Origin of the sequence: Streptomyces endophyticus, assembly GCF_035798155.1 — a bacterium.
Taxonomy (GTDB): Bacteria; Actinomycetota; Actinomycetes; order Streptomycetales; family Streptomycetaceae; genus Streptomyces; species Streptomyces endophyticus.
Map to the genome: position 1 here is coordinate 1 of NZ_JAOZYC010000035.1, position 18,945 is coordinate 18,945.

The following is an 18,945-nucleotide window of genomic DNA, read 5'->3' on the forward strand; positions in this document are numbered from 1 at the left end:
CCCCCCCCCCCCCCCCCCCCCCCCCCCCCCCCCCCCCCCCCCCCCCCCCCCCCCCCCCCCCGGCCGCGCCCCCCTCGCACCGCAAACTAAGCTTCCCGGGCCCCGCGGAGCGGTACCGCCAGCTCCACCAGCGCGTGCTCGAGCGCGTGCAGATGGGCCAGGACCGGATGCCCCGCGTCCGCGGCCTGCGGAACCGCGAGCGCCGCGCGGGCGTACGGCGCGGGCGCCGTGAGCGCCTCGACCGCCGCCTCCACCCGCTGGCACGCCGCGGCGAGCCGGGCGTCGTGGGAGGCCTCCGGGTCCGCGGCGACGGACGCGAGCCCGCGCACCTCGCGCGCACAGTCGTCGAGCAGGGCGAGCACCTGCCGGGCACGACCCTTGCGGGCCTTCACGGGGCTCAGCGGATGCACGAGCGGCGACAACGAGAGACGTACGCGCCCGAGGATGTGTTCCAGTTCGGCGACGCGCGGCGCCGGGTCGGCGCTCGCGTGGCCGCCCAGCCGCGCCGCCGCCTCCGCGGTGCACGCGTGCACGCACCGCAGGGCCCGCTCGACCCACGCCTCGGTGACGGAGTGCGTGGTCACGGGCAGCAGGAGCAGCACCGCGAGGACGGCGCCGAGCGAGCCGACCGCCGTCTCCCCCACCCGGAGGGCCAGCAGCGCCGGGTCGAGCACGCCGAGGAGCCCGTACAGCATGCTGGCCATCACCGTGACGGCCAGCATCATCCACGTGTACGAGACGTGCGCGGTGTAGAAGATCCCGAAGACGCTGATCGCGACGATCACGGCGGCGGCCACCGCGTGGTCGTGCAGCGGGACGGCGACGAGGAAGCCCAGCACGATGCCGAGCGCCGTCCCCAGGAAGCGGCGGAACCCCCGCACCACCGTCTCCCCGCGCGACGTCGTCGCCACGAACACCCACCACGTCGCGCCGACGGCCCAGTACCACCGCTGGTCCGAGAGCAACTGCCCGATGCCGAGCGCGAATCCCGCCCCCACGGTCGCCTGCACGGCCTGCCGCGTCGTGATCCTCGCGAGCCCCGGGCCCCCGGTCGGCGCGGGCACGCCGACGGGCGCCGGGAGCCGCCGCTCGTAGCACCACACCCCGAAGCGGACGACCGCCGCGGCGCCGAGCGACAGCAGCACGGCGGCGTACAGCTCGGGCAGTTGCCGGGGCACGGTGTGCAGGAACTGGGCGGCGAAGAAGGTCATGAACGCGAAGACGCCGAGGGAGTGGCCGCGCGGCCCCCACCGCCGCGCGTACACGCCCGCGCCCACGACGGCGAGGAAGGCGAGATCGCGTGCGAGGGGGATGTCGTGCAGGGCCGCGGCGAGCGCGAGCACCGGCAGCCCGACGGCCGGCAGCAGCGCCGTCGTGACGGCCTGCCCGCGCACCGTCGCGTCGGTCACCGTGAACAGCGCGAGCAGCGCGGCGAGGCCGCCCGTGATCGCGCCCGTCAGCGAGTGCCCGACCGCGCCGCACAGGGCGACGGCGAGCCCGATCCCCAGCACGGCCCGCGTCGCGAACCGCAGCCGTATCCGCCCCGGGTCCGCCGCCACGAACGCCCTCTTCAGCAAAGTGCCCCGCCCCTTCCGTACCGCGTCCGTCTCCCGCACATGGAAAAGGCGCCGCGGAGACCCTTCCGGGTCCGCAGCGCCATCGATATGCCCATCTCAGCACCTGAGGGGCCCGTGGTTCAACAGTGCTCGATTTCGCTGGGCCATTGGTCCAGTCCCCAGCTCCCGCCCCGTCGCCCCACCGGACCATCTGTCCAACCGGGCCACCGGCCCCGGAAATCCCATGATGCGCGGTGTCTGTGAAGTGACGGTGAAGCGGGTTTCGGCCGCTCGGCACGGGCAACATGCCGCCCGTGACTCACCCCAACGACGGCATCCCGAACAATGCCCCATACGGTCCCAGCCAGAACAGGCCCCCATATAGGGGCCCTTATCCCGCCCAAGGCGGAGACACCGCCCCGATCCACGGCGGCCCCGGCGCCCCGTACGACGGTGGCCCCGGCGGTCCCCGCGCCCCGTACGACGGTGGCCCCGGCGCCCCGATGCACGGCGGCGGCCCTCGCGCGCCGTACGACGGTCCCCCGCCGCCCGCCTACCGCCAGGACCCGGACGTCCCGTACGAGCCCGTCCCGCACACCGGTTACGGCCAGAACTCCGGGTTCACCGCGTCCGGCCGCCCGGTGCGGAACCGGAGCGGGCGCGGCGCGGACCGTTTCGCCCTGTTCGTGCACACGCTGGCCGACATCGCCGCGGTCTTCCTCGGCCTGTGGATCCTGCTGTACCTGCTCGACGCGAACCAGTCGAACGTGTTCGTCGGGTTCGTGCACGGCATGGCCGACTGGCTCTCCGGCTGGGCGCAGGACATCTTCACCATGGACACCGAGGGGCTGCGTGTCTTCTTCAACAACGCACTGCCCGCGGTGATCTATCTCGTGGTGGGTCACGGCGTCGCCGCCTGGATCCGCCGCCTGTGAGTCGCTCGTCGGCCGGACTTCGGGGCGGCCCCCAACGCCCTGGAGACTCCGCCGACGGGCCTCTTTCGATCACACCCCGTCGCACACCTTGACGCCCGCGGGCACCCGGCGGGACGCTCGGCTCACCTTGAATCCGACGTCAACTCCGACGTCCACATCGAGAGGCGCGCCGATGACGCAGGTCTGGACGGTCCGCGGTCCGATCGACTCCAGTGAGCTCGGGAACGTACTCGTCCACGAACACGTCGTCATCGTCGGCGAGGAGTTCCGGCAGAACTACGCGGAGTGGGACGAGCAGGCCGTCGTCGACGACGCCGTCGCCCAGCTGAACGAGCTCAAGGGGCTCGGTATCGACACGATCCTCGATCCGACGGTGCTCGGCCTCGGCCGGTACATCCCCCGCCTCCAGAAGATCGCCGCGCGCACGGACCTCAACATCGTCCCCGCGACCGGTCTCTACACCTATGACGAGCTGCCGTTCCAGTTCCACTACCACGGCCCCGGCACCCTCTTCGGCGGCCCCGAGCCGCTCGTCGACCTGTTCGTGAAGGATCTGACCGAGGGCATCGCGGACACCGGTGTGCGTGCCGCGTTCCTCAAGTGCGCCATCGAGGAACAGGGCCTCACCCCAGGCGTCGAGCGGGCCATGCGGGCGGTCGGCCGCGCGAGCGTACGCACCGGGGCGCCGATCACCGTGCACACCCATGCCGCCTCGGAGTCGGGGCTCGTCGCGCAGCGCGTGCTCGCGGAGGAGGGCGTCGACCTCTCCCGCGTCGTCATCGGCCACTCCGGGGACACCGCCGATCTCGACTATCTGACGCGGCTCGCCGAGGCCGGTTCGTACCTCGGCATGGACCGGTTCGGACTCGACACCCCGCTGACCACCGAACAGCGCGTCGACACCATCGTCGAGCTCGTGCGCCGCGGCTGCACCGACCGGATCACGATCTCGCACGACGCCGCGTGTGTCATCGACTGGTTCGGCGACATCGACCGCGCCGAGGTCGCCCCGCACTGGAACTACCGGCACATCAGCGAGGACGTACTGCCCGCCCTCGCCGACAAGGGTGTGTCCAAGGACGACATCGACACGATCCTGCGGGCCAATCCGCGGCGCCACTTCGAGGGTTAGGGGCCTTTGCCCCGGGACCTCAGGGGCTGACCGCGCCTCCGCCGCGTTCCACGCTGCGCAGCACCTCGGCGTGCAGGGCGGCGAGGCCGTCGGCCGGCACGGTCGCGGGGCTGCCGGTGAGGGTGTACCACTCGTCGGCGCCGGTGTACTGGACGGCGATCCGGGCCCGGCCCCCGGACTCCCGGATCGTGGAGACGGTGAGGTCTCCGGTGATGACACCGACCTCGTCGGTCATGGCGCCACCGGGGCCCGCGTGGACCTCGCCGGTCAGGGCATCGGCCTTGTCGTCGGCGCTCATGCGGAACACGTTCCCAGCATCGTGGTCAGTTCCTTCTTCTCGGCGTCGGTGACCGTCAGCTCGTACGTCGACTTCACCGACACCCAGGAGCGGGCGTACGTGCACCAGTAGTCCTTGGCGTCCGGCTGCCACTCGTCGGGGCCCTGGTCACCCTTGGAACGGTTCGAGTGGGCGGACACCGACAGGAGTTGGGGGTGCTTGAGGTCGTTGGCGAACGTCTTGCGCTGCTCCTGGGTCCACTGGTCGGCGCCGGAGCGCCAGGCGTTGGCGAGCGGCACGGTGTGGTCGATGTCGAGGTCTCCGGAGTCCGTGAACTTCTCGCCGTCGTACACGCTCACCCAGTTCCCGGAGACCGCGCGGCACTCGTCGTCCGTCTTCACGTCCGTGCCGTCGCGCTTGAGGACCGCCTCGCGGGTGGTGCAACTGTCGCCCTGCTCCATCCAGTGCGGGAACTTGTCGCGGCTGTAGCCGGACATCGAGCCGTGGGGTGCCACCTTCAGTCCGGCCAGTTCGCCGCGGGCGTCGGCCGCGCTCGGCACGCCGGGGAGGGTGCCCTCCTGCGCGGGGGCGCCGGTGGTCGCGCCCGCCGACGTCGAGGGTTCGGCGCCGTGCGCCGAGTCCTCGGACCCGCCGTCGCCCATCCCCTGGCACCCCGCGAGCAGCAGCGCCGTGAGCGCGACCGGCACCGCCGACCGGCCCAGCCGTCCGAACCGCGTACGTTCCTGAAACCCCATGCCCCGCAACTACCTTCCGTCGGCCGCTTCGAACACACGAAGCGTACGGTGCGGCCGACGGAGCGTCAGGGACCGGGCGGGATTCAGTGAGTCGAGGACAGCAGCTTCAGCACCTCGTCCGTCGTGCCGGTCTCCCCCAGGCGCGGGAAGATCCGCTCGACGCTGCCGCGGTGCCCCTCCGGGTCGAGGTCGGTCATGGCGTCGGTGGCGAGGGTGACGTGATAGCCGTGTTCGTGGGCGGCGCGGGCCGTGGACTCCACGCCGATGCTGGTGGCGACGCCGGTCAGGACGACCTGGGTGCTGCCGCGGCGGCGCAGGTGCAGGTCGAGGTCGGTGCCGTAGAACGCCGACCAGTTCCGCTTGGTGACGGTGATGTCCTCGGGGTGCCCGGCGAGCGCGTCGGTGATCTCGTCCCAGCCCTCGGGCATGGCACGGCCGCCGCCGGGCGTCTCGGTGCGGCCGGGCGTCGCGTCGGAGCCGTCGGCGGCGAAGGTGACGCGGACGAGGACGACCGGGAGCCCTGCCGCGCGGAAGGCGTCGGCGAGGCGGGCGCTGCGGTCGACGACGTCGGACACGGCGTGCGGGGCGCCGGACACGCCCATGAGGCCCTTCTGGAGGTCGACGACGACGAGGGCGGTCTTGGGGTCGAGGGTGGTGAGGGACACGTGAACTTCCTTAGGGGAGAACGGTGTTGATGAAGGGGGCGGGTGGCTCGGGCGTCAGTCCCGGCCGACCCTGCGCAGCGCCCGGTCGGCCACGGTCACCGCGAGCAGCAGCACGGAGACGACGACGAGCATCCAGGCCAGTTCGTGCAGCCCGGTCGTGTCGGCGCCGTCCTTGAAGAAGGCGGCGTTCGCGGCGGAGGCGAGCAGCGCGCCGAGATAGGTGAACGTCCGAAGCAGGCCGGCGGAGGCGCCCGTGCGCTCCGGGTCGGCCTGGGCGTAGAGGGCGTTCTGGTTGGCGAGGCCGATCAGACCCTGCGGGATGCCGAAGACGGCTCCGATGGCGACGAGGACCCAGATCGGGCTGTCGGAGTTCAACCCCAACAGGGCGACCACTCCGACGAGTTGGGCGATGCCGCCGACGAACAGCTTGCCCCGCACCTGCGGGCGGCGCCCGGTGAGCACGGTGACGCCGATGGCCATCAGGGACATCGGGAGCAGCAGAAGTCCTGCCTGCTCGGGGCCGAGGCCGCGGCCGTCCTGGAGCCACTGGCTGTAGCCGTACAGGAACGCGTACGACGCGGTGTACGCGAGGAGTTGGCGCGCGTACGTGGCGAGCAGCGGGGTGTTGCCGCTCAGCACGCGCAGGTCGATGAAGGGGTCGGCGGAGGCCAGTTCCCGCCGGGCGAAGACGGCGCCCGCGACGGCGCCCACCACCGGCAGGTACCAGTGCGCGACCCCCGGCGACGTGAGGAACAGCATGAACGCGGTGAGCGACCCGGCGAACAGGAGCATGCCGGGAACGTCCGCCGAGGTGGTGGCGTCGGCCTCGCGGCCCGCCCTGACCGCCTTCGGCAGCCGCAGCGCGCCGAGCACGAGGCAGGCGAGGGAGAGCGGCACGTTGATCGCGAAGATGAGGTGCCAGCCGCCGAGGCCGATCAGCACGCCGCCGAGGGTCGGGCCGATGACGGCGATGACCTGGTTGGACACCGACAGCGCGGCGAGGATGCCGCTCGGGCTCTTCATGCCGGTGCGCTCGGACTCGGTGCGCAGCAGATACATGGAGGCCGGATACGCGGCGGAGGTGCCGAAGCCGAGCAGCACCCGGGAGACGATCAGCACCCAGAAGCTCGGGGCGAACACACCGAGCAGGCCCGCGACGCCGACGAGCGCGGTGCCGAGCAGATAGAGCCTGCGCGGCCCGAACGCGTCGACGAGCCGGCCGATCACCGGCTGGCCGACGGCCGTGGCGAGGTAGAGCGCGGAGACGAGCCAGGCCGTCTGGGACGGCGGGACGCCGAAGGCGTGGCCGATGGGGACGAGCGCGACCGCGAGCATCGAGGAGTTGATCGGGTTCAGGATCGACCCGAAGATCATCGGCGCGACGAGGCGCCGGTCGAACCCGTCGGCCGCGCGCCGCTTCCGTCCGCCCCGGACGCGCTCGGCTATGCCGCTCACGCCTGCGTCACCTCGTCGAGCAGCGCCATCGCCGTGATCACGGCGCGCAGCTGCTCTTCGCTGCCGCGCTCGGCGAGCTGCCCGGCGAGCCATGCCTGACGGGCCCTGCGCACACCCTGGCGGCGCTCGCGCCCCGCCTCGGTGAGCGCGACCACGCGGCGGCGCCCGTCCTCCGGGTCCACGTGGCGCTCGACGAGGCCGCGCTCCTCCAGGGCGATGACGTGCTTGGCCATGGACTGCGGCCGCACGTTCTCGATCGCCGCGAGGTCGCTGGCGGTCGAGGGCCCGTACTTGTCGAGCCGGGAGAGCAGGGACGCCTGGGCGGGCGAGAGCTCACCCTCGGGGTCCACGTCGAGCGCCATCAGCTTGCGGCGGAGCCGGCCGATGATCACCCACACCTCGTCGGTGGCCCGGGCCGCGAGCTCCTCGATGGGCGCACTGTCGTCGTTCATGCCTCCACGATAGATCGACAGCCAAGACTGTGCAACCAAGGCTGCACAGTTTGGCTGTCGACCGATGGAACTCTCGACGCCGATGGTTACCGACAAGTAGGGTCGGGCGAGCCGCACCACGCTCCCCCGCGCCCCCTGGAGGCCCACTTGCGCCGCGTCCGCTCCTCCGATCTCCTCGCCGGACTACTGGCCGGTGCCGGGGCCGCCCACTTCCTGCTCCCGAAGCAGTTCGACGCCATCGTGCCGCGCCGGCTCCCGGGCTCCCCGCGCGCCTGGACCTACGCCAGCGCGGTGGTGGAACTGGCGCTCGCGGCGGGCATCGCCGTGCCGCGCACCCGGTCCCGCTCCGCCACCGCGGCGGCCGCGTTCTTCGTCGCCGTCGTGCCCGCCAATATGAAGATGGCCGCCGACTGGAAGGACCGCCCCGCGCCGATGCGGCGCGCCGCCCAAGCGCGGGTTCCGCTACAGATCCCGTTGGTGCTCTGGGCGCGCAAGGTGGCGCGCGACGCGAACCGCTGATCGACACGGCGTGACGGCCGGACGCTCAGCCGCGACTGAACACCGCGACCGTGCGTCCGGGGACCGTGAAAGTCCCTGAACTCTGCGCGTACGACGCCGATTTCACCGCGTCGTCCGCGCCACCGGCCTGCACCGGATGCAACCGGTAGTCCGTCCCGGCCGCGCCGTCGACCGTCTGCTTCTGCCGCTCCGGCGTCGCGTTGAACACGATCACGAGGTCACCGAGCCGCATCGTGATGACGCCCGCCGTCTCGTCCTTGCCGGAGAGCGGGAAGGAGAGGGCCTTCTGGACCTCCGCGGACGTCGACAGCCGGAAGGCCGGCTCGGTGGTGCGGATCTTCAGGAGGTCCTGGTACGCGGCCGAGGTCCGCTCGATGTCCGGGCAGCCGGGCACCTTCACCGAGGCCAACAGGGGCTTCGCGTAAGGCCACTTGGATTCGTTGTCGGCGGCCATCGGCAGGCCGCGGCCGAAGCCGTTGCCCGCCCGGCAGTCCCAGTGGATCGCGTTGAACCAGTCGCCGCTGTCGAACGAGTTGCGGTCCAGCGACTTCGAGCGCAGCAGGTCGGTGCCCGCCTGCGAGAGTGCGGGCCCCTGGGAGAGGGCCGCCGTGGCCATCGCGAGGACCTGCATGCGGGAGCGGTCCGCCGTGCTCGTCGACGCGGGCAGCTTGTACGTCAACGTGTCGTACAGGGACTCGTTGTCGTGCGCGTCGGCGTAGGCGAGGGCATCGCCGGGGGCGTCCGCGTAGCCGGCGGGCGCGCCGTTGTAGTCGACGTCGGAGCCCTTGACCGCGCGTCCGCCGGTGTCCGTGAAGCTGTAGTCCGCGAGGTTTCCGGACAGGCCCACCTTGATGAGGTCCTGGTAGTGCAGCAGGCGGGCCTTCTGCTCGGCCGAGGTGCCGTTCGCCTTCGAGGAGTTGGGGTCGGTGTAGAGGCCGGACGCGAAGCCCTGCACGCCCGGGTCCTCGTCGAACGGCGAGCCGCCGCGCACCGCGTCCCGCGCCCGGTCGGAGAACGTGGCGATGCCGGTGCCCGCCATGTTCTTCTGCGTGGCCTGCTCGAAGCGCGCGTCGTCGGCGATCTCGCCGAAGTTCCAGCCCTCCCCGTAGAGGATGATCTTCTTGCCGTCGACGCCGTCCTTCCGCACGGTCAGGGCGTCGAGGGCCTTGCGGACCGCGAGGATGTTGGCCTTGGGGTGGTGTCCCATCAGGTCGAAGCGGAAGCCGTCGACCTTGTACTCGCGCGCCCAGGTCACGATCGAGTCGACGACGAGCTTGCCCATCATCTTGTTCTCGGGCGCCGTGTTGGAGCAGCAGGTGGAGTTCGCCACCGAGCCGTCGGCCATGAGCCGCTGGTAGTAGCCGGGTACCACCTGGTCCAGGACGGATGTCTTGTCCTGGCCGGCGGCGGCCGTGTGGTTGTAGACGACGTCCATGACGACCCGCAGGCCGTCCTCGTTCAGCGACTTGACCATCTCGCGGAACTCGACGGTGCGCCTGGTGCCGTCGGGGTCGCTCGCGTACGAGCCCTCGGGGACGGTGTAGTGGTACGGGTCGTAGCCCCAGTTGTAGGCGTCCTTGCCGGCCGACTTGCCGACGCACTCCTGTTGCCTGTCGCTGTCGGGTGCGAATGACTTCGGGTCGCAGTCGGGGGTCGCCTGTTCGGACTTCTTCTCGGGGATCGTCGCGATGTCGAAGGCCGGCAGCAGGTGCACGTACGAGGTGCCGGACTTCGCGAGCGCGCGCAGGTGCTTCGAACCGTCGGTGTTCTTGTCGGTGAAGGCGCGGTACGTGCCGCGGTCCTTCGCCGGTGTCGTCTTGTCCTCGACCGAGAAGTCCCGGACGTGGAGTTCCTGGATCTGTGCGTCCTTCATGGGCACGGCCTCGGGCTTGGCCAGGCCCGACCAGCCTTGCGGGGCAAGGGACTTGTCGTCCAGGTCGACGACGAGGCTGCGCTCCGAGTTCGCGGTGAGCGCCACGGAGTACGGGTCGGTGACCTTGTTCGTGACGAGTCTCTGGACGCTGGGCGCCCACACCCGCACGGCGTACCGGTACGCCTCGCCGCGCCACGCGCCCGCGGACCCGGTCGCCGACCAGACGCCGCTCGCTCCGTCGCGGCGCATGGGCAGGGTCTTCCCTGCCAGTTCGAGGGACACCTCACGGGCGGACGGCGCCCACACCGACAGTGTCACCTTGCCGTTCTTGAACACCGGGCCCAGCGCCGCCTTCCGGGAGGCGTCCGCGTAGGTGTCGTCGAGGACACCCGCCGTCTGCACGCCGGTCGCCGCCAGCAGCGCTCCGTTCGCCGCCCGCTGCGTGGCGATGAGCTGGCCGCGCAGCGCGTCGCGCACCCGCTCGCGGTCGCGCGGGTCGACGGTGAACGCCGGATAGTCCTTGAGGTGCGGGTACTTGGCCTTCTGCGCGTCGGTGAGCGTGCCCGGGTTGAGCCGCAGCCGCCGGCCCTCGTCGGTCAGCGCCCCGTCCTCGACGCCGATGCCACCCTCCGGCGCGTACACCAGCTGCTGGCTGGTGGCGGCGGTGGCCCGCACCTTCCAGACGACGGTGTCGGCGTCGATCCACTGCGCCTCGGCCTTCGAGAGGTCGAGGGAGTCGGCCGACTCGGCCGCCGACTTCGTGTCCGACGGCGGGGACTGCGCGGCGGCACCGGCCGCCAGGGGCTGGGCGAGCGTCACGAGGAGCGCCGCTGCCGCGGTGTACGCGGCGGCGCGTCTGTGCGGTACGCGAATCGGATTGCGGCTCACTGCGTGAACTCCTCGCGGGGTGCGGTGTGTTGGGGCGGACCGGCCGCGCGCGTGGGGAGGTGGGGCCGGCCCGCCGCGTGACGGTAACGCCTGCCGGAACGCGACTGCAAGAGTTGCGAAAGATGTAGCAAGAATTTTCAACTGCCCATTGACGGGGCGTACTCGCCTGCCCCACGCTCACGACGCGCCACCAGAACCCCACATTCAGGAGCCGCACATGAAGCACGGCACATCCCTCACACCCAAAAGCCCTCGCAGGCGCCGCCGCACCGTCACCGCGGCGGCCATCGGCGCCCTCACCCTCGGCGGCATGGCGACCCTGCCAGCCCCGACCGCGACCGCCGCGGACACCGGCACACCCAACGGTGATGTCATCGCCAACCTGTGGCAGTGGAACTGGTCCTCGGTCGCCAAGGAGTGCACCGACACCCTCGACCCGGCGGGCTACGGCGCCGTCCAGGTCGCCCCGCCCCAGGAGTCCCTCAAGCAGGGCAACCACTACTGGTGGGACGTCTACCAGCCGTACTCGTACAAGCTCGACAGCCGCTTCGGCAGCGCGAGCGACTTCAAGTCCATGGTGGACACCTGCCATTCGGCGGGCATCGAGGTCTACACGGACGCCGTCATCAACCACACGGCGGCGCAGACCGGGACCGGCTACGCGGGCACCGCCATCTCCAACAAGTACGACACACCGGACTACGACCCGGCCGACAGCGACGACTGCACGAAGACCATCTCCAACTGGTCGGACCAGCACGAGGTCCAGCACTGCGAGCTGCTCGGCCTGCCCGACCTGGACACGTCAGAGGCGGGCGTCCGCGAGAAGATCACCGGGTTCCTCAACAAGCAGATCGACCTGGGCGTCGACGGGTTCCGCGTCGACGCCGCGAAGCACATCGAGACCGGCGACCTCAACGCGATCGTGGGCGCGCTGCACACGACCACGGCGGGCGACGCCCCGTACATCACACAGGAGGTGTATCCGGGCACACCTCCCGCGACGGGCGACTACTACGGCAACGGTGACGTCCTCGACTTCACGTACGCGGCCGCCATGAAGTCCCAGTTCGGCGGGGGCGACATCGCCAACCTGTCATCCTTCGGCAGCAGTTGGGGCCTGGCCGACGAGGAGCACTCCAACAGCTTCGTCACCAACCACGACACCGAACGCAACGGCTACACGCTCAGCTACAAGGACGGCGCGACCGCCACCCTCGCCAACGTCTTCCAGCTGGCGCGTGGTTACGGCCGTCCCTCGGTCTACGCGGCCTGGAAGTTCGACCAGAGCGACGAGGCGCCGCCCAACGACGGCAGTGGTGTCGTCACCGGCACCGACTGCTCGGGTGCCTGGTCGTGCCTCGACCGGGACACCGCGATCACCGGGATGGTGGGCTGGCACAACGCGGCAGCCGGCAAGGCGGTGACGGACTGGCAGTCCCCCGGCTCGAACGTCATCGGCTTCGGGCGCGGCGACGTCGGCTTCGTCGCCATCAACAACTCGTCGTCCGCCAGCACCCACACGTACACGACGAGTGTGCCCGACGGCACGTACGACAACGTCGTCGGCGAGGGCTCGGTGACGGTCAGCGGCGGCAAGGCGGAGCTCACAGTGCCGGCCAAGGGAGCGGTGGCGTTCCACACCGCGTAGCCGCTCAGCGCGAGCGTATGCAGAAGGGGGCGGCACCCGACCGGGTGCCGCCCCTTCAGGTGCCGTGCCAGAGGTCAGGCGATCTCCCACCACACCGTCGTGTCGGCGGGCAGGTCGATGTGGCCGTCCTCCACCGTCACCGGCGCCGAGGCGAGCAGCACCGTGCCGGGCGCGGGGATGCGCACCGCCGTGTCCGTGGTGTTGACCGTGCAGGCGAAGCCGGGGCGCTCGAAGTGGAGCACGCCCTGCGGGGCGTCCCCGTGCCACTTCACACCGTCGCCGGCGCCGAGACCCGGCGTGGTCCGGCGCAACGCGAGCGCCGAGCGGTACATCTCAAGCGTCGAGTCCGGGTCGCCGGTCTGCGCCTCGACGCTCAACTCGCCCCACGTGTCCGGCTGCGGGAGCCAGCTGCCGCCGTCACCGAAGCCGTACGAGGATCCTGTGCGGGTCCACGGGATCGGCACCCGGCAGCCGTCGCGGAAGCCGTCCTGGCCCTCGGCGCGGAAGTACGAGGGGTCCTGGCGCACCTCGTCGGGGAGGTCGGTGACGTCCGGGAGGCCCAGCTCCTCGCCCTGGTAGAGGTAGGCCGAGCCGGGCAGGGCGAGCATCAGGAGGGTGGCGGCGCGGGCGCGGCGCAGGCCGAGTTCGCGGTCGCCGGGGGTGCGGATCTGGGTGCCGCCGGGCGGGTTGGCGTAGCGGGTGGCGTGCCGCGTGACGTCGTGGTTGGAGAGGACCCAGGTGGCGGGGGCGCCGACGGGGCGCATCGCGTCGAGCGAGCCGTCGATGATCCCGCGCAGCCCCTCGGCGTCCCAAGGGGCGCCCAGGTACTGGAAGTTGAAGGCCTGGTGCAGCTCGTCGGGGCGGACGTAGTTGGCGGTGCGCTCGACGGTCGGTGTCCAGGCCTCGGCGACGAAGATGCGGTTGCTGTCGTACTCGTCGAGGATCGTGCGCCACGAGCGGTAGATCGCGTGGACGCCGTCCTGGTCGAAGAACGGCATCACATCATTGCCGAGGAGCTTCAACTGGTCGCCACTGCCGCCGAGATCGGGCAGGCCCTCCGCCTTGACCAGGCCGTGCGCGACGTCGACGCGGAAGCCGTCGACGCCCATGTCGAGCCAGAAGCGCAGGATGGAGCGGAACTCGTCGGCGACCGCCGGGTGTTCCCAGTTGAGGTCGGGCTGCTCCGGGGCGAAGAGGTGCAGGTACCAGTCGCCGTCGGGGAGCCGGGTCCAGGCGGGGCCGCCGAAGATGGACTCCCAGTCGTTGGGCGGGAGTTCGCCGTCGGCGCCCTTTCCGGGGCGGAAGTGGTAGCGGTCGCGCAGGGGCGATCCGGGTCCTTCCGCGACCGCCCGCTTGAACCACTCGTGCTGGTCGGAGGAGTGGTTGGGGACCAGGTCGACGATGATGCGCAGGTCCAGGGCGTGCGCGTCGCGGATCACCGCGTCGGCGTCGAGCAGCGTGCCGTACATGGGGTCGACGGCCCGGTAGTCGGCGACGTCGTAGCCGCCGTCGGCCTGCGGCGAGGCGTAGAACGGGGACAGCCACACCGCGTCCACGCCCAACTCGCGCAGATGCGGCAGACGTCGGCGGATGCCTTCGAGGTCACCGGTGCCATCGCCGTCGCTGTCCGCGAAGCTGCGCGGATAGACCTGGTAGATGACCGCGTCGCGCCACCAGTCGGTGGCCTGGCGGGTCGTGGTGACGGCCGTCACCGGCTCGTCCGTGGAGTGCTGGCTCATGATGTCCTTGCTGCGTAGCCGGGTTCAGCCCTTGGTTCCGCCGGCGGTCAGGCCGGCGACCAGGTGCTTCTGGACAAGGTAGAAGAAAGCGGTCACCGGAATGGCGATCAACACCGCGGTCGCGGCCATCAGGTTCCACTGCGCGTCGTGTTCGCTGACGAAGCTCGACAGGCCGATCGCGAACGTGTACTTGGTGTCGCTGAGCATGAAGGTGTTGGCGAAGGCGACCTCGGCGAGCGCCGTGATGAATGCGTAGAACGCGGCGACCGCGATACCCGGCTTCGCGAGCGGCAGGATGAGCCGCCAGAAGGTGCCGAACGGGCTGAGCCCGTCGATCCGGCCCGCCTCGTCGATCTCGGCGGGGATGGTGTCGAAGTAGCCCTTCAGCAGCCAGGTGCAGTAGGGCACGATCGTCGTGCAGTTGATGAGGATGAGGCCCTGGTAGGTGTCGATCAGGCCGAGTTCCGAGAAGATCTCGTAGATCGGCACGATCAGCACGGCGATCGGGAAGGCCTGCGTGAGCAGCAGCACCCACATCAGCGAGCGGTAGCCGGGAAAGCGCATCCGGGAGACGGCGTAGCCGGTCGTCGCCGCGAAGAGCACGCCGATGATCGTGGTGCCGAGCGCCACGATCATCGTCGTCGCCGCCCAGTGGAAGAACTGGGTGTGCTGGAGGACGTACGAGTAGTTGTCGAGCGTCGCCTTGCTCGCGATGTTGCCCGGGTGCAGATAGTCGTCCTTGTCGGGCCCCAGCGACAGGTACGTCAGCCAGACGACGGGGAACAGCGCGACGAGGCTCGCCACGGCGAGAATGCCGTGCGAGAGCGCCTTCGCGAGCGGGCTGCGCTCCCCGCGCCTGCGGACGCGGCGGGGGCGCGCGGGAGCGGCCTCGGTCCCGGGACGCTGCGCGGGAACCCGCGGCGCGGAGCTTGTTGTCGTAGTGCTCATGGTGTCGGCTCCTGCGGCGTCAGACGGCGAGCTGCTCATTGCGCTTCAGCCAGCGGTAGTAGAAGGACGTGAAGACGGTGAGGATCGACAGGAGCAGCACGCCGTACGCGGCGGACTGCGCGAAGTCGCGCGGCTGCTGCCCGAAGCCGAGCCGGTAGGCCCAGGTGACGAGGATCTGCGCGTCCGGTGCCGTGTTGCCGAAGAGCAGGAAGATGATCGCGAACTGGTTGAACGTCCAGATGATGCCGAGCAGGACGACGGTCGAGCTGACCGGCCTGAGGCCCGGCAGGGTGATGTGCCGGAAGCGCTGCCAGGAGCTGGCCCCGTCCATCTCGGCGGCCTCGTACAGCGACGCGTCGATGGACTGGAGGCCGCCGAGCAGCGAGATCATCATGAAGGGGACGCCGCACCACGTGTTGACGAGGATCGCGGCGATCCGCTGGAAGGTGGGGTCCTCCAGCCAGCTCGGCTGCGGCAGATGCAGTGAGCCGAGGGCCACGTTGATGATCCCGGAGTCGGCGAGCATGATGCGCCAGGCGAAGACGGTGACGAAGGTCGGTACCGCCCACGGCAGGATCAGCAGGAGCCGGTAGAAGGTGCGTCCGCGCAGCTTCTCGTTGAGGAGCAGCGCGAGGCCGAGCCCGATGCAGTAGTGCAGGGCCACGCAGATCGCCGTCCACGCGACGGTCCACACGAAGTGCGACCAGAAGCGGTCGTACGAGGAGGGGCCCCACAGGATGTCGGCGTAGTTGTCGAGGCCGACGAACTTGTAGGTGGCCTCGATCTGGTTGACGCCGATGGTGCGGGCCGAGTTGAGGCTGTTGGCGTCGGTGAGCGTCAGGTAGAAGCCGCGCACCAGGGGGTACACGACGAGGACACCGAGGACGACGACGACCGGGGCGATCATCGCGTACGCGTACCAGTACGTGTGGAACGAGTCCCTGAGGCGCCGGATCGGGCCTGGGCGGGGCGCGGGCTTCTTCGCGGCCGGGCGGTCGACGGCAAGGGTCATGCGGGGCACCTTCTGAATCGGGCTGCCGGTGTTCGGGCTGCGACAGGGCTGTGCCGGTTCGCGCCCTCCCCTCCGGGGCGCGAACCGGCGGTCTTACCGGGTCACTTGGAGAAACCGGGCAGCAGCTTGGCGAACGAGGTCTCCAGGCCGTTCACGCCCTGGTCGAGCGACTCCTTGCCGGTGGCGACCTTCGGCAGCTCCTGGTCCATCGGCGTCCACAGCGAGCTGTACTCGGGCAGCTCGGGGCGGGGCCGGGCCGCGCCGAGCACCTTCTGGTAGCCGGCGATGCCGGGGTCGGCGGTGACCTTCGCGGTGAACGCGTCCTCGCGGGTGGGCAGCGTCGAGTTCTTCAGGGCGATCTGCTCCTGCGTCTTCGCCGACGTCATCCACTTCACGAACTTCAGCGAGGCGTCCTGGTGGGCCTTGTCCGCACCCGCGTACACGGACAGGTTGTGGCCGCCCGTCGGGGCGCCCGGCTTGCCGCCGGAGCCGGCCGGGACGGTGGCGATGCCCAGGTTCTTCTTGTCCTTGAACGCCGAACCCTTGTAGAAGTTCGTGATCTCCCACGGGCCCTGGATGGTCGAGGCGACCTTGCCGTTCACGAACGCGTCCTGGATGTGCGCGTACGCGTCCGCGGTGGCGTCGGCCTTGTGCAGGCCCTTGCCGTTGAACAGGCCCTGCCAGGCGGTGAGGCCCTTCTTGGCCTCGGCGGAACCGATGGTGATCTTCTTGCCCGGGGCGTCGACGGTGTCGGTGTTCTCGCCGAACAGGAACGGCTGGGCGTAGTAGCCGGCCGTGGAGCCCCAGAAGCCGTCGGCCCCGGTCTCGGACTTGACCTTGGCCGCGTCCTTCTTCAACTGGTCCCAGGTCGTGGGCGCCTCGGTGATGCCCGCCTTCTTGAAGAGGGCCTTGTTGTAGACGAAGGCGAGGGTGTCGGTGACCAGCGGGACGCCGTACGTCTTGCCGTCGAACTGGGCCTGCTTGATGAGCGACGCCTGGAACTTGTCCTTGTCGGCGAGCGCCTCGGTGCCGTCGAGCGGCAGCAGGTAGCTCTTCTTGGCGAACGACGGCGTCCAGCCGACCTCGGCGCGCAGCACGTCGGGGGCGCCGCTCGCGCCGGCCGCCGTGTCGAACTTGTTCTGCGCCTGGTCGAAGGGCACGTTGACGTACTTGACCTTGATGTCCGGGTTGGCCTTGGTGAAGTCCTTGGCCAACGCCCGATACGTGGGCGCCTCGTTGGTGGCGTTCGACGTGTCCCACCAGGTGATGGTGGTCGGGCCCGACGCCTTGTCGCCGCTGTCGTCACTTCCACCGCAGGCCGTCGCCGCGAGTGCGAGGGACGCCACCACCGCGGTGGCCGCTATGCCACGCCGCATGAGATCTCCTAGAGGGTTGGGCCCGACTGAGCGACGTGAACGTAACAGCGCTGCAAGCCCGAGGAAAGACCTTGCTGAAAAAATTTGCAGAGCCGGGCGGAGGTTACGGGTTCGTGACCTCCAAGTTCCGGCGCCTGGCGGGTGGTTATCGCCTGTTACATGGGCTTATGTGGCGCTGCAAGGGCCTGCAAGCTCTTGCCACGGGGCGGCGTCACAGGGATCATCGGGACTCCTGCCCCGGCTCTTGGCCCCCACAAGGAGTGCGATGACCCAGCTGCCCGCCCAGGCCGCCCGCAAGGCGGCGCAGGCCCCGCCCGCGACCGCGCGCCTCGCCGACATCGCGGCGCAGGCGGGGGTGAGCGAGGCGACGGTGAGCCGGGTCCTCAACAGCAAGCCGGGCGTCGCCGCGGCCACCCGCCAGTCCGTCCTCGCCGCCCTCGACGTACTCGGCTACGAACGCCCGGTGCGGCTGCGCCGGCGCAGCGAGGGACTCGTCGGCCTGATCACGCCCGAGCTGGAGAACCCGATCTTCCCGGCGCTCGCCCAGGTCATCGGGCAGGCGCTGACCCGCCAGGGCTACACGCCGGTCCTCGCGACGCAGACCCCCGGCGGCTCGACGGAGGACGAGCTGACGGAGATGCTCGTCGACCGGGGTGTCACCGGCATCATCTACGTGTCGGGGCTGCACGCCGACACCACCGCGGACATGCGGCGCTACGAGCAACTGCGGGCGCAGGGTGTGCCGTTCGTGCTGGTGGACGGGTTCTCGCCGCAGGTGCGGGCGCCGTTCATCTCGCCGGACGACCGCGCGGCCATGCAACTGGCGGTCACCCACCTCGGATCGCTCGGCCACACACGGATCGGCCTGGCGCTCGGGCCGAAGCGGTTCGTGCCGGTGCAGCGGAAGATCGAGGGCTTCGTCCGGGCGATGCGGGACCGGTTCGATCTCTCCCCGGACGACATCGAGCGCGAGCTCGTCCAGCACTCCCTGTACACGCTGGAGGGCGGACAGGCCGCGGCCTGCGATCTGATGGACCGGGGCTGCACGGCGATCGTGTGCGCCAGCGACATGATGGCGCTCGGCGCGATCCGGGCGGCCCGGCAGCGGGGCCTCGAAGTGCCGGACGACATCTCGGTGGTCGGGTTCGACGACTCCCCGCTCATCGCGTTCACGGATCCGCCGCTCACGACCATCCGCAAGCCGGTGCAGGCGATGGGGCAGGCGGCGGTCCGCACGGTGCTCGAGGAGATCGGTGGGACTCCTGCGCCGCATACGGAGTTCGTGTTCATGCCGGAGCTCGTGGTTCGGGGCTCGACGGCGTCGGGACCGGGTGTCATCGCGCGGCGATAGTCGCCCGGATTCATTGAACGCTGCGCGACCCCGCTCCGTATCTCGCACTGAGCCCGGGGCGCACCGGGCTGCTACGGGGGCCGTGCGGGAGGTACGGATGGCACGCAGAGCGCACCGCTGATCACGGGTGGCGCGGCCGACCGAAGGCGCCGCGCCCGTTTCGATCTCTTCTCCTTGTTCACCAAGCGAACTCTGCTTTCTTTTTTCCCCGTGTAAGGAGTGGGGCTGTCCCCTGCCCGAAAACAGCGGGAAAGCGGTCGGAGAGCAACTCTCAATACAGTTCGGGAATTTGTGTCGGACGCTTCGATTCCTCGTTGACATGCCCGAATTCGCATGCCAAAGCTTGCTCCAGCACAGCGAT

Annotated in this window: 16 protein-coding genes; 5 read left to right on the plus strand and 11 right to left on the minus strand. The window is 70.5% G+C overall.

Translation table 11 applies throughout. The features are described from left to right. Positions 1 to 86: 86 nt before the first annotated feature. Positions 87 to 1,577: an FUSC family protein gene (locus OKJ99_RS06165; protein WP_326014736.1), complete on the minus strand. Its 1,491-nt coding sequence runs from the start codon at positions 1,575 to 1,577 to the stop codon at positions 87 to 89. Between the two features lie 293 nt (positions 1,578 to 1,870). Here OKJ99_RS06165 and OKJ99_RS43730 point away from each other — a divergent pair, with 293 nt between their 5' ends. After that, complete coding sequence (locus OKJ99_RS43730; protein WP_407700651.1) at positions 1,871 to 2,491, plus strand: hypothetical protein; 621 nt, start codon at positions 1,871 to 1,873, stop codon at positions 2,489 to 2,491. Between the two features lie 172 nt (positions 2,492 to 2,663). Continuing rightward, positions 2,664 to 3,623 carry a phosphotriesterase family protein gene (locus OKJ99_RS06175; protein ID WP_326014737.1) on the plus strand — a complete coding sequence of 320 codons (960 nt, stop codon included), beginning with the start codon at positions 2,664 to 2,666 and terminating at the stop codon, positions 3,621 to 3,623. Positions 3,624 to 3,642: 19 nt separating this feature from the next. On the opposite strand, the gene OKJ99_RS06180 is transcribed toward OKJ99_RS06175, so the two are convergent. The 5 genes from OKJ99_RS06180 to OKJ99_RS06200 all read right to left on the minus strand — a co-directional run bounded on the left by OKJ99_RS06180 (position 3,643) and on the right by OKJ99_RS06200 (position 7,227). Continuing rightward, a complete protein-coding gene (locus OKJ99_RS06180; protein WP_326014738.1) occupies positions 3,643 to 3,921 on the minus strand; it encodes a hypothetical protein in 279 nt (92 codons plus the stop codon). Then, positions 3,918 to 4,655, minus strand: coding sequence for an HNH endonuclease family protein (locus tag OKJ99_RS06185; RefSeq protein ID WP_326014739.1), 738 nt, complete (start codon positions 4,653 to 4,655; stop codon positions 3,918 to 3,920). The genes OKJ99_RS06180 and OKJ99_RS06185 overlap by 4 nt, the downstream gene beginning before the upstream one ends. 83 nt (positions 4,656 to 4,738) lie before the next feature. After that, positions 4,739 to 5,320: a hydrolase gene (locus OKJ99_RS06190; RefSeq protein ID WP_326014740.1), complete on the minus strand. Its 582-nt coding sequence runs from the start codon at positions 5,318 to 5,320 to the stop codon at positions 4,739 to 4,741. A 54-nt stretch (positions 5,321 to 5,374) separates the two neighbouring features. Continuing rightward, a complete protein-coding gene (locus tag OKJ99_RS06195; protein WP_407700655.1) occupies positions 5,375 to 6,694 on the minus strand; it encodes an MFS transporter in 1,320 nt (439 codons plus the stop codon). Between the two features lie 77 nt (positions 6,695 to 6,771). Beyond that, positions 6,772 to 7,227 (minus strand): MarR family winged helix-turn-helix transcriptional regulator, encoded by a 456-nt coding sequence (locus OKJ99_RS06200; protein ID WP_326014742.1) that lies wholly within the window; start codon positions 7,225 to 7,227, stop codon positions 6,772 to 6,774. Between the two features lie 147 nt (positions 7,228 to 7,374). Between OKJ99_RS06200 and OKJ99_RS06205 the strand changes: the two genes are divergently transcribed. Beyond that, a complete protein-coding gene (locus OKJ99_RS06205) occupies positions 7,375 to 7,746 on the plus strand; it encodes a DoxX family protein (RefSeq protein ID WP_326014743.1) in 372 nt (123 codons plus the stop codon). A 25-nt stretch (positions 7,747 to 7,771) separates the two neighbouring features. Here the strand turns inward: OKJ99_RS06205 and pulA are convergent, their stop codons facing one another. Continuing rightward, positions 7,772 to 10,507 carry a pullulanase-type alpha-1,6-glucosidase gene (pulA, locus tag OKJ99_RS06210; protein ID WP_326014744.1) on the minus strand — a complete coding sequence of 912 codons (2,736 nt, stop codon included), beginning with the start codon at positions 10,505 to 10,507 and terminating at the stop codon, positions 7,772 to 7,774. A 217-nt stretch (positions 10,508 to 10,724) separates the two neighbouring features. On the opposite strand from pulA, the gene OKJ99_RS06215 reads away from it, so the two are divergent. After that, entirely contained in the window at positions 10,725 to 12,158 is a 1,434-nt protein-coding gene (locus OKJ99_RS06215) for an alpha-amylase (RefSeq protein ID WP_326014745.1), read from the plus strand. A gap of 74 nt (positions 12,159 to 12,232) precedes the next feature. Here OKJ99_RS06215 and OKJ99_RS06220 read toward each other — a convergent pair whose 3' ends face one another. From OKJ99_RS06220 to OKJ99_RS06235, 4 genes are all read right to left on the minus strand, one after another. After that, positions 12,233 to 13,897, minus strand: coding sequence for a glycoside hydrolase family 13 protein (locus OKJ99_RS06220; protein ID WP_326014746.1), 1,665 nt, complete (start codon positions 13,895 to 13,897; stop codon positions 12,233 to 12,235). Between the two features lie 24 nt (positions 13,898 to 13,921). Then, entirely contained in the window at positions 13,922 to 14,845 is a 924-nt protein-coding gene (locus tag OKJ99_RS06225; protein ID WP_326014747.1) for a sugar ABC transporter permease, read from the minus strand. A gap of 19 nt (positions 14,846 to 14,864) precedes the next feature. After that, entirely contained in the window at positions 14,865 to 15,857 is a 993-nt protein-coding gene (locus OKJ99_RS06230; RefSeq protein WP_326014748.1) for a carbohydrate ABC transporter permease, read from the minus strand. Between the two features lie 101 nt (positions 15,858 to 15,958). After that, positions 15,959 to 17,233 (minus strand): extracellular solute-binding protein, encoded by a 1,275-nt coding sequence (locus OKJ99_RS06235; protein ID WP_326014749.1) that lies wholly within the window; start codon positions 17,231 to 17,233, stop codon positions 15,959 to 15,961. 265 nt (positions 17,234 to 17,498) lie between these two features. Here OKJ99_RS06235 and OKJ99_RS06240 point away from each other — a divergent pair, with 265 nt between their 5' ends. Further along, a complete protein-coding gene (locus OKJ99_RS06240; protein WP_326014750.1) occupies positions 17,499 to 18,584 on the plus strand; it encodes a LacI family DNA-binding transcriptional regulator in 1,086 nt (361 codons plus the stop codon). The last annotated feature ends 361 nt before the right edge of the window (positions 18,585 to 18,945 follow it).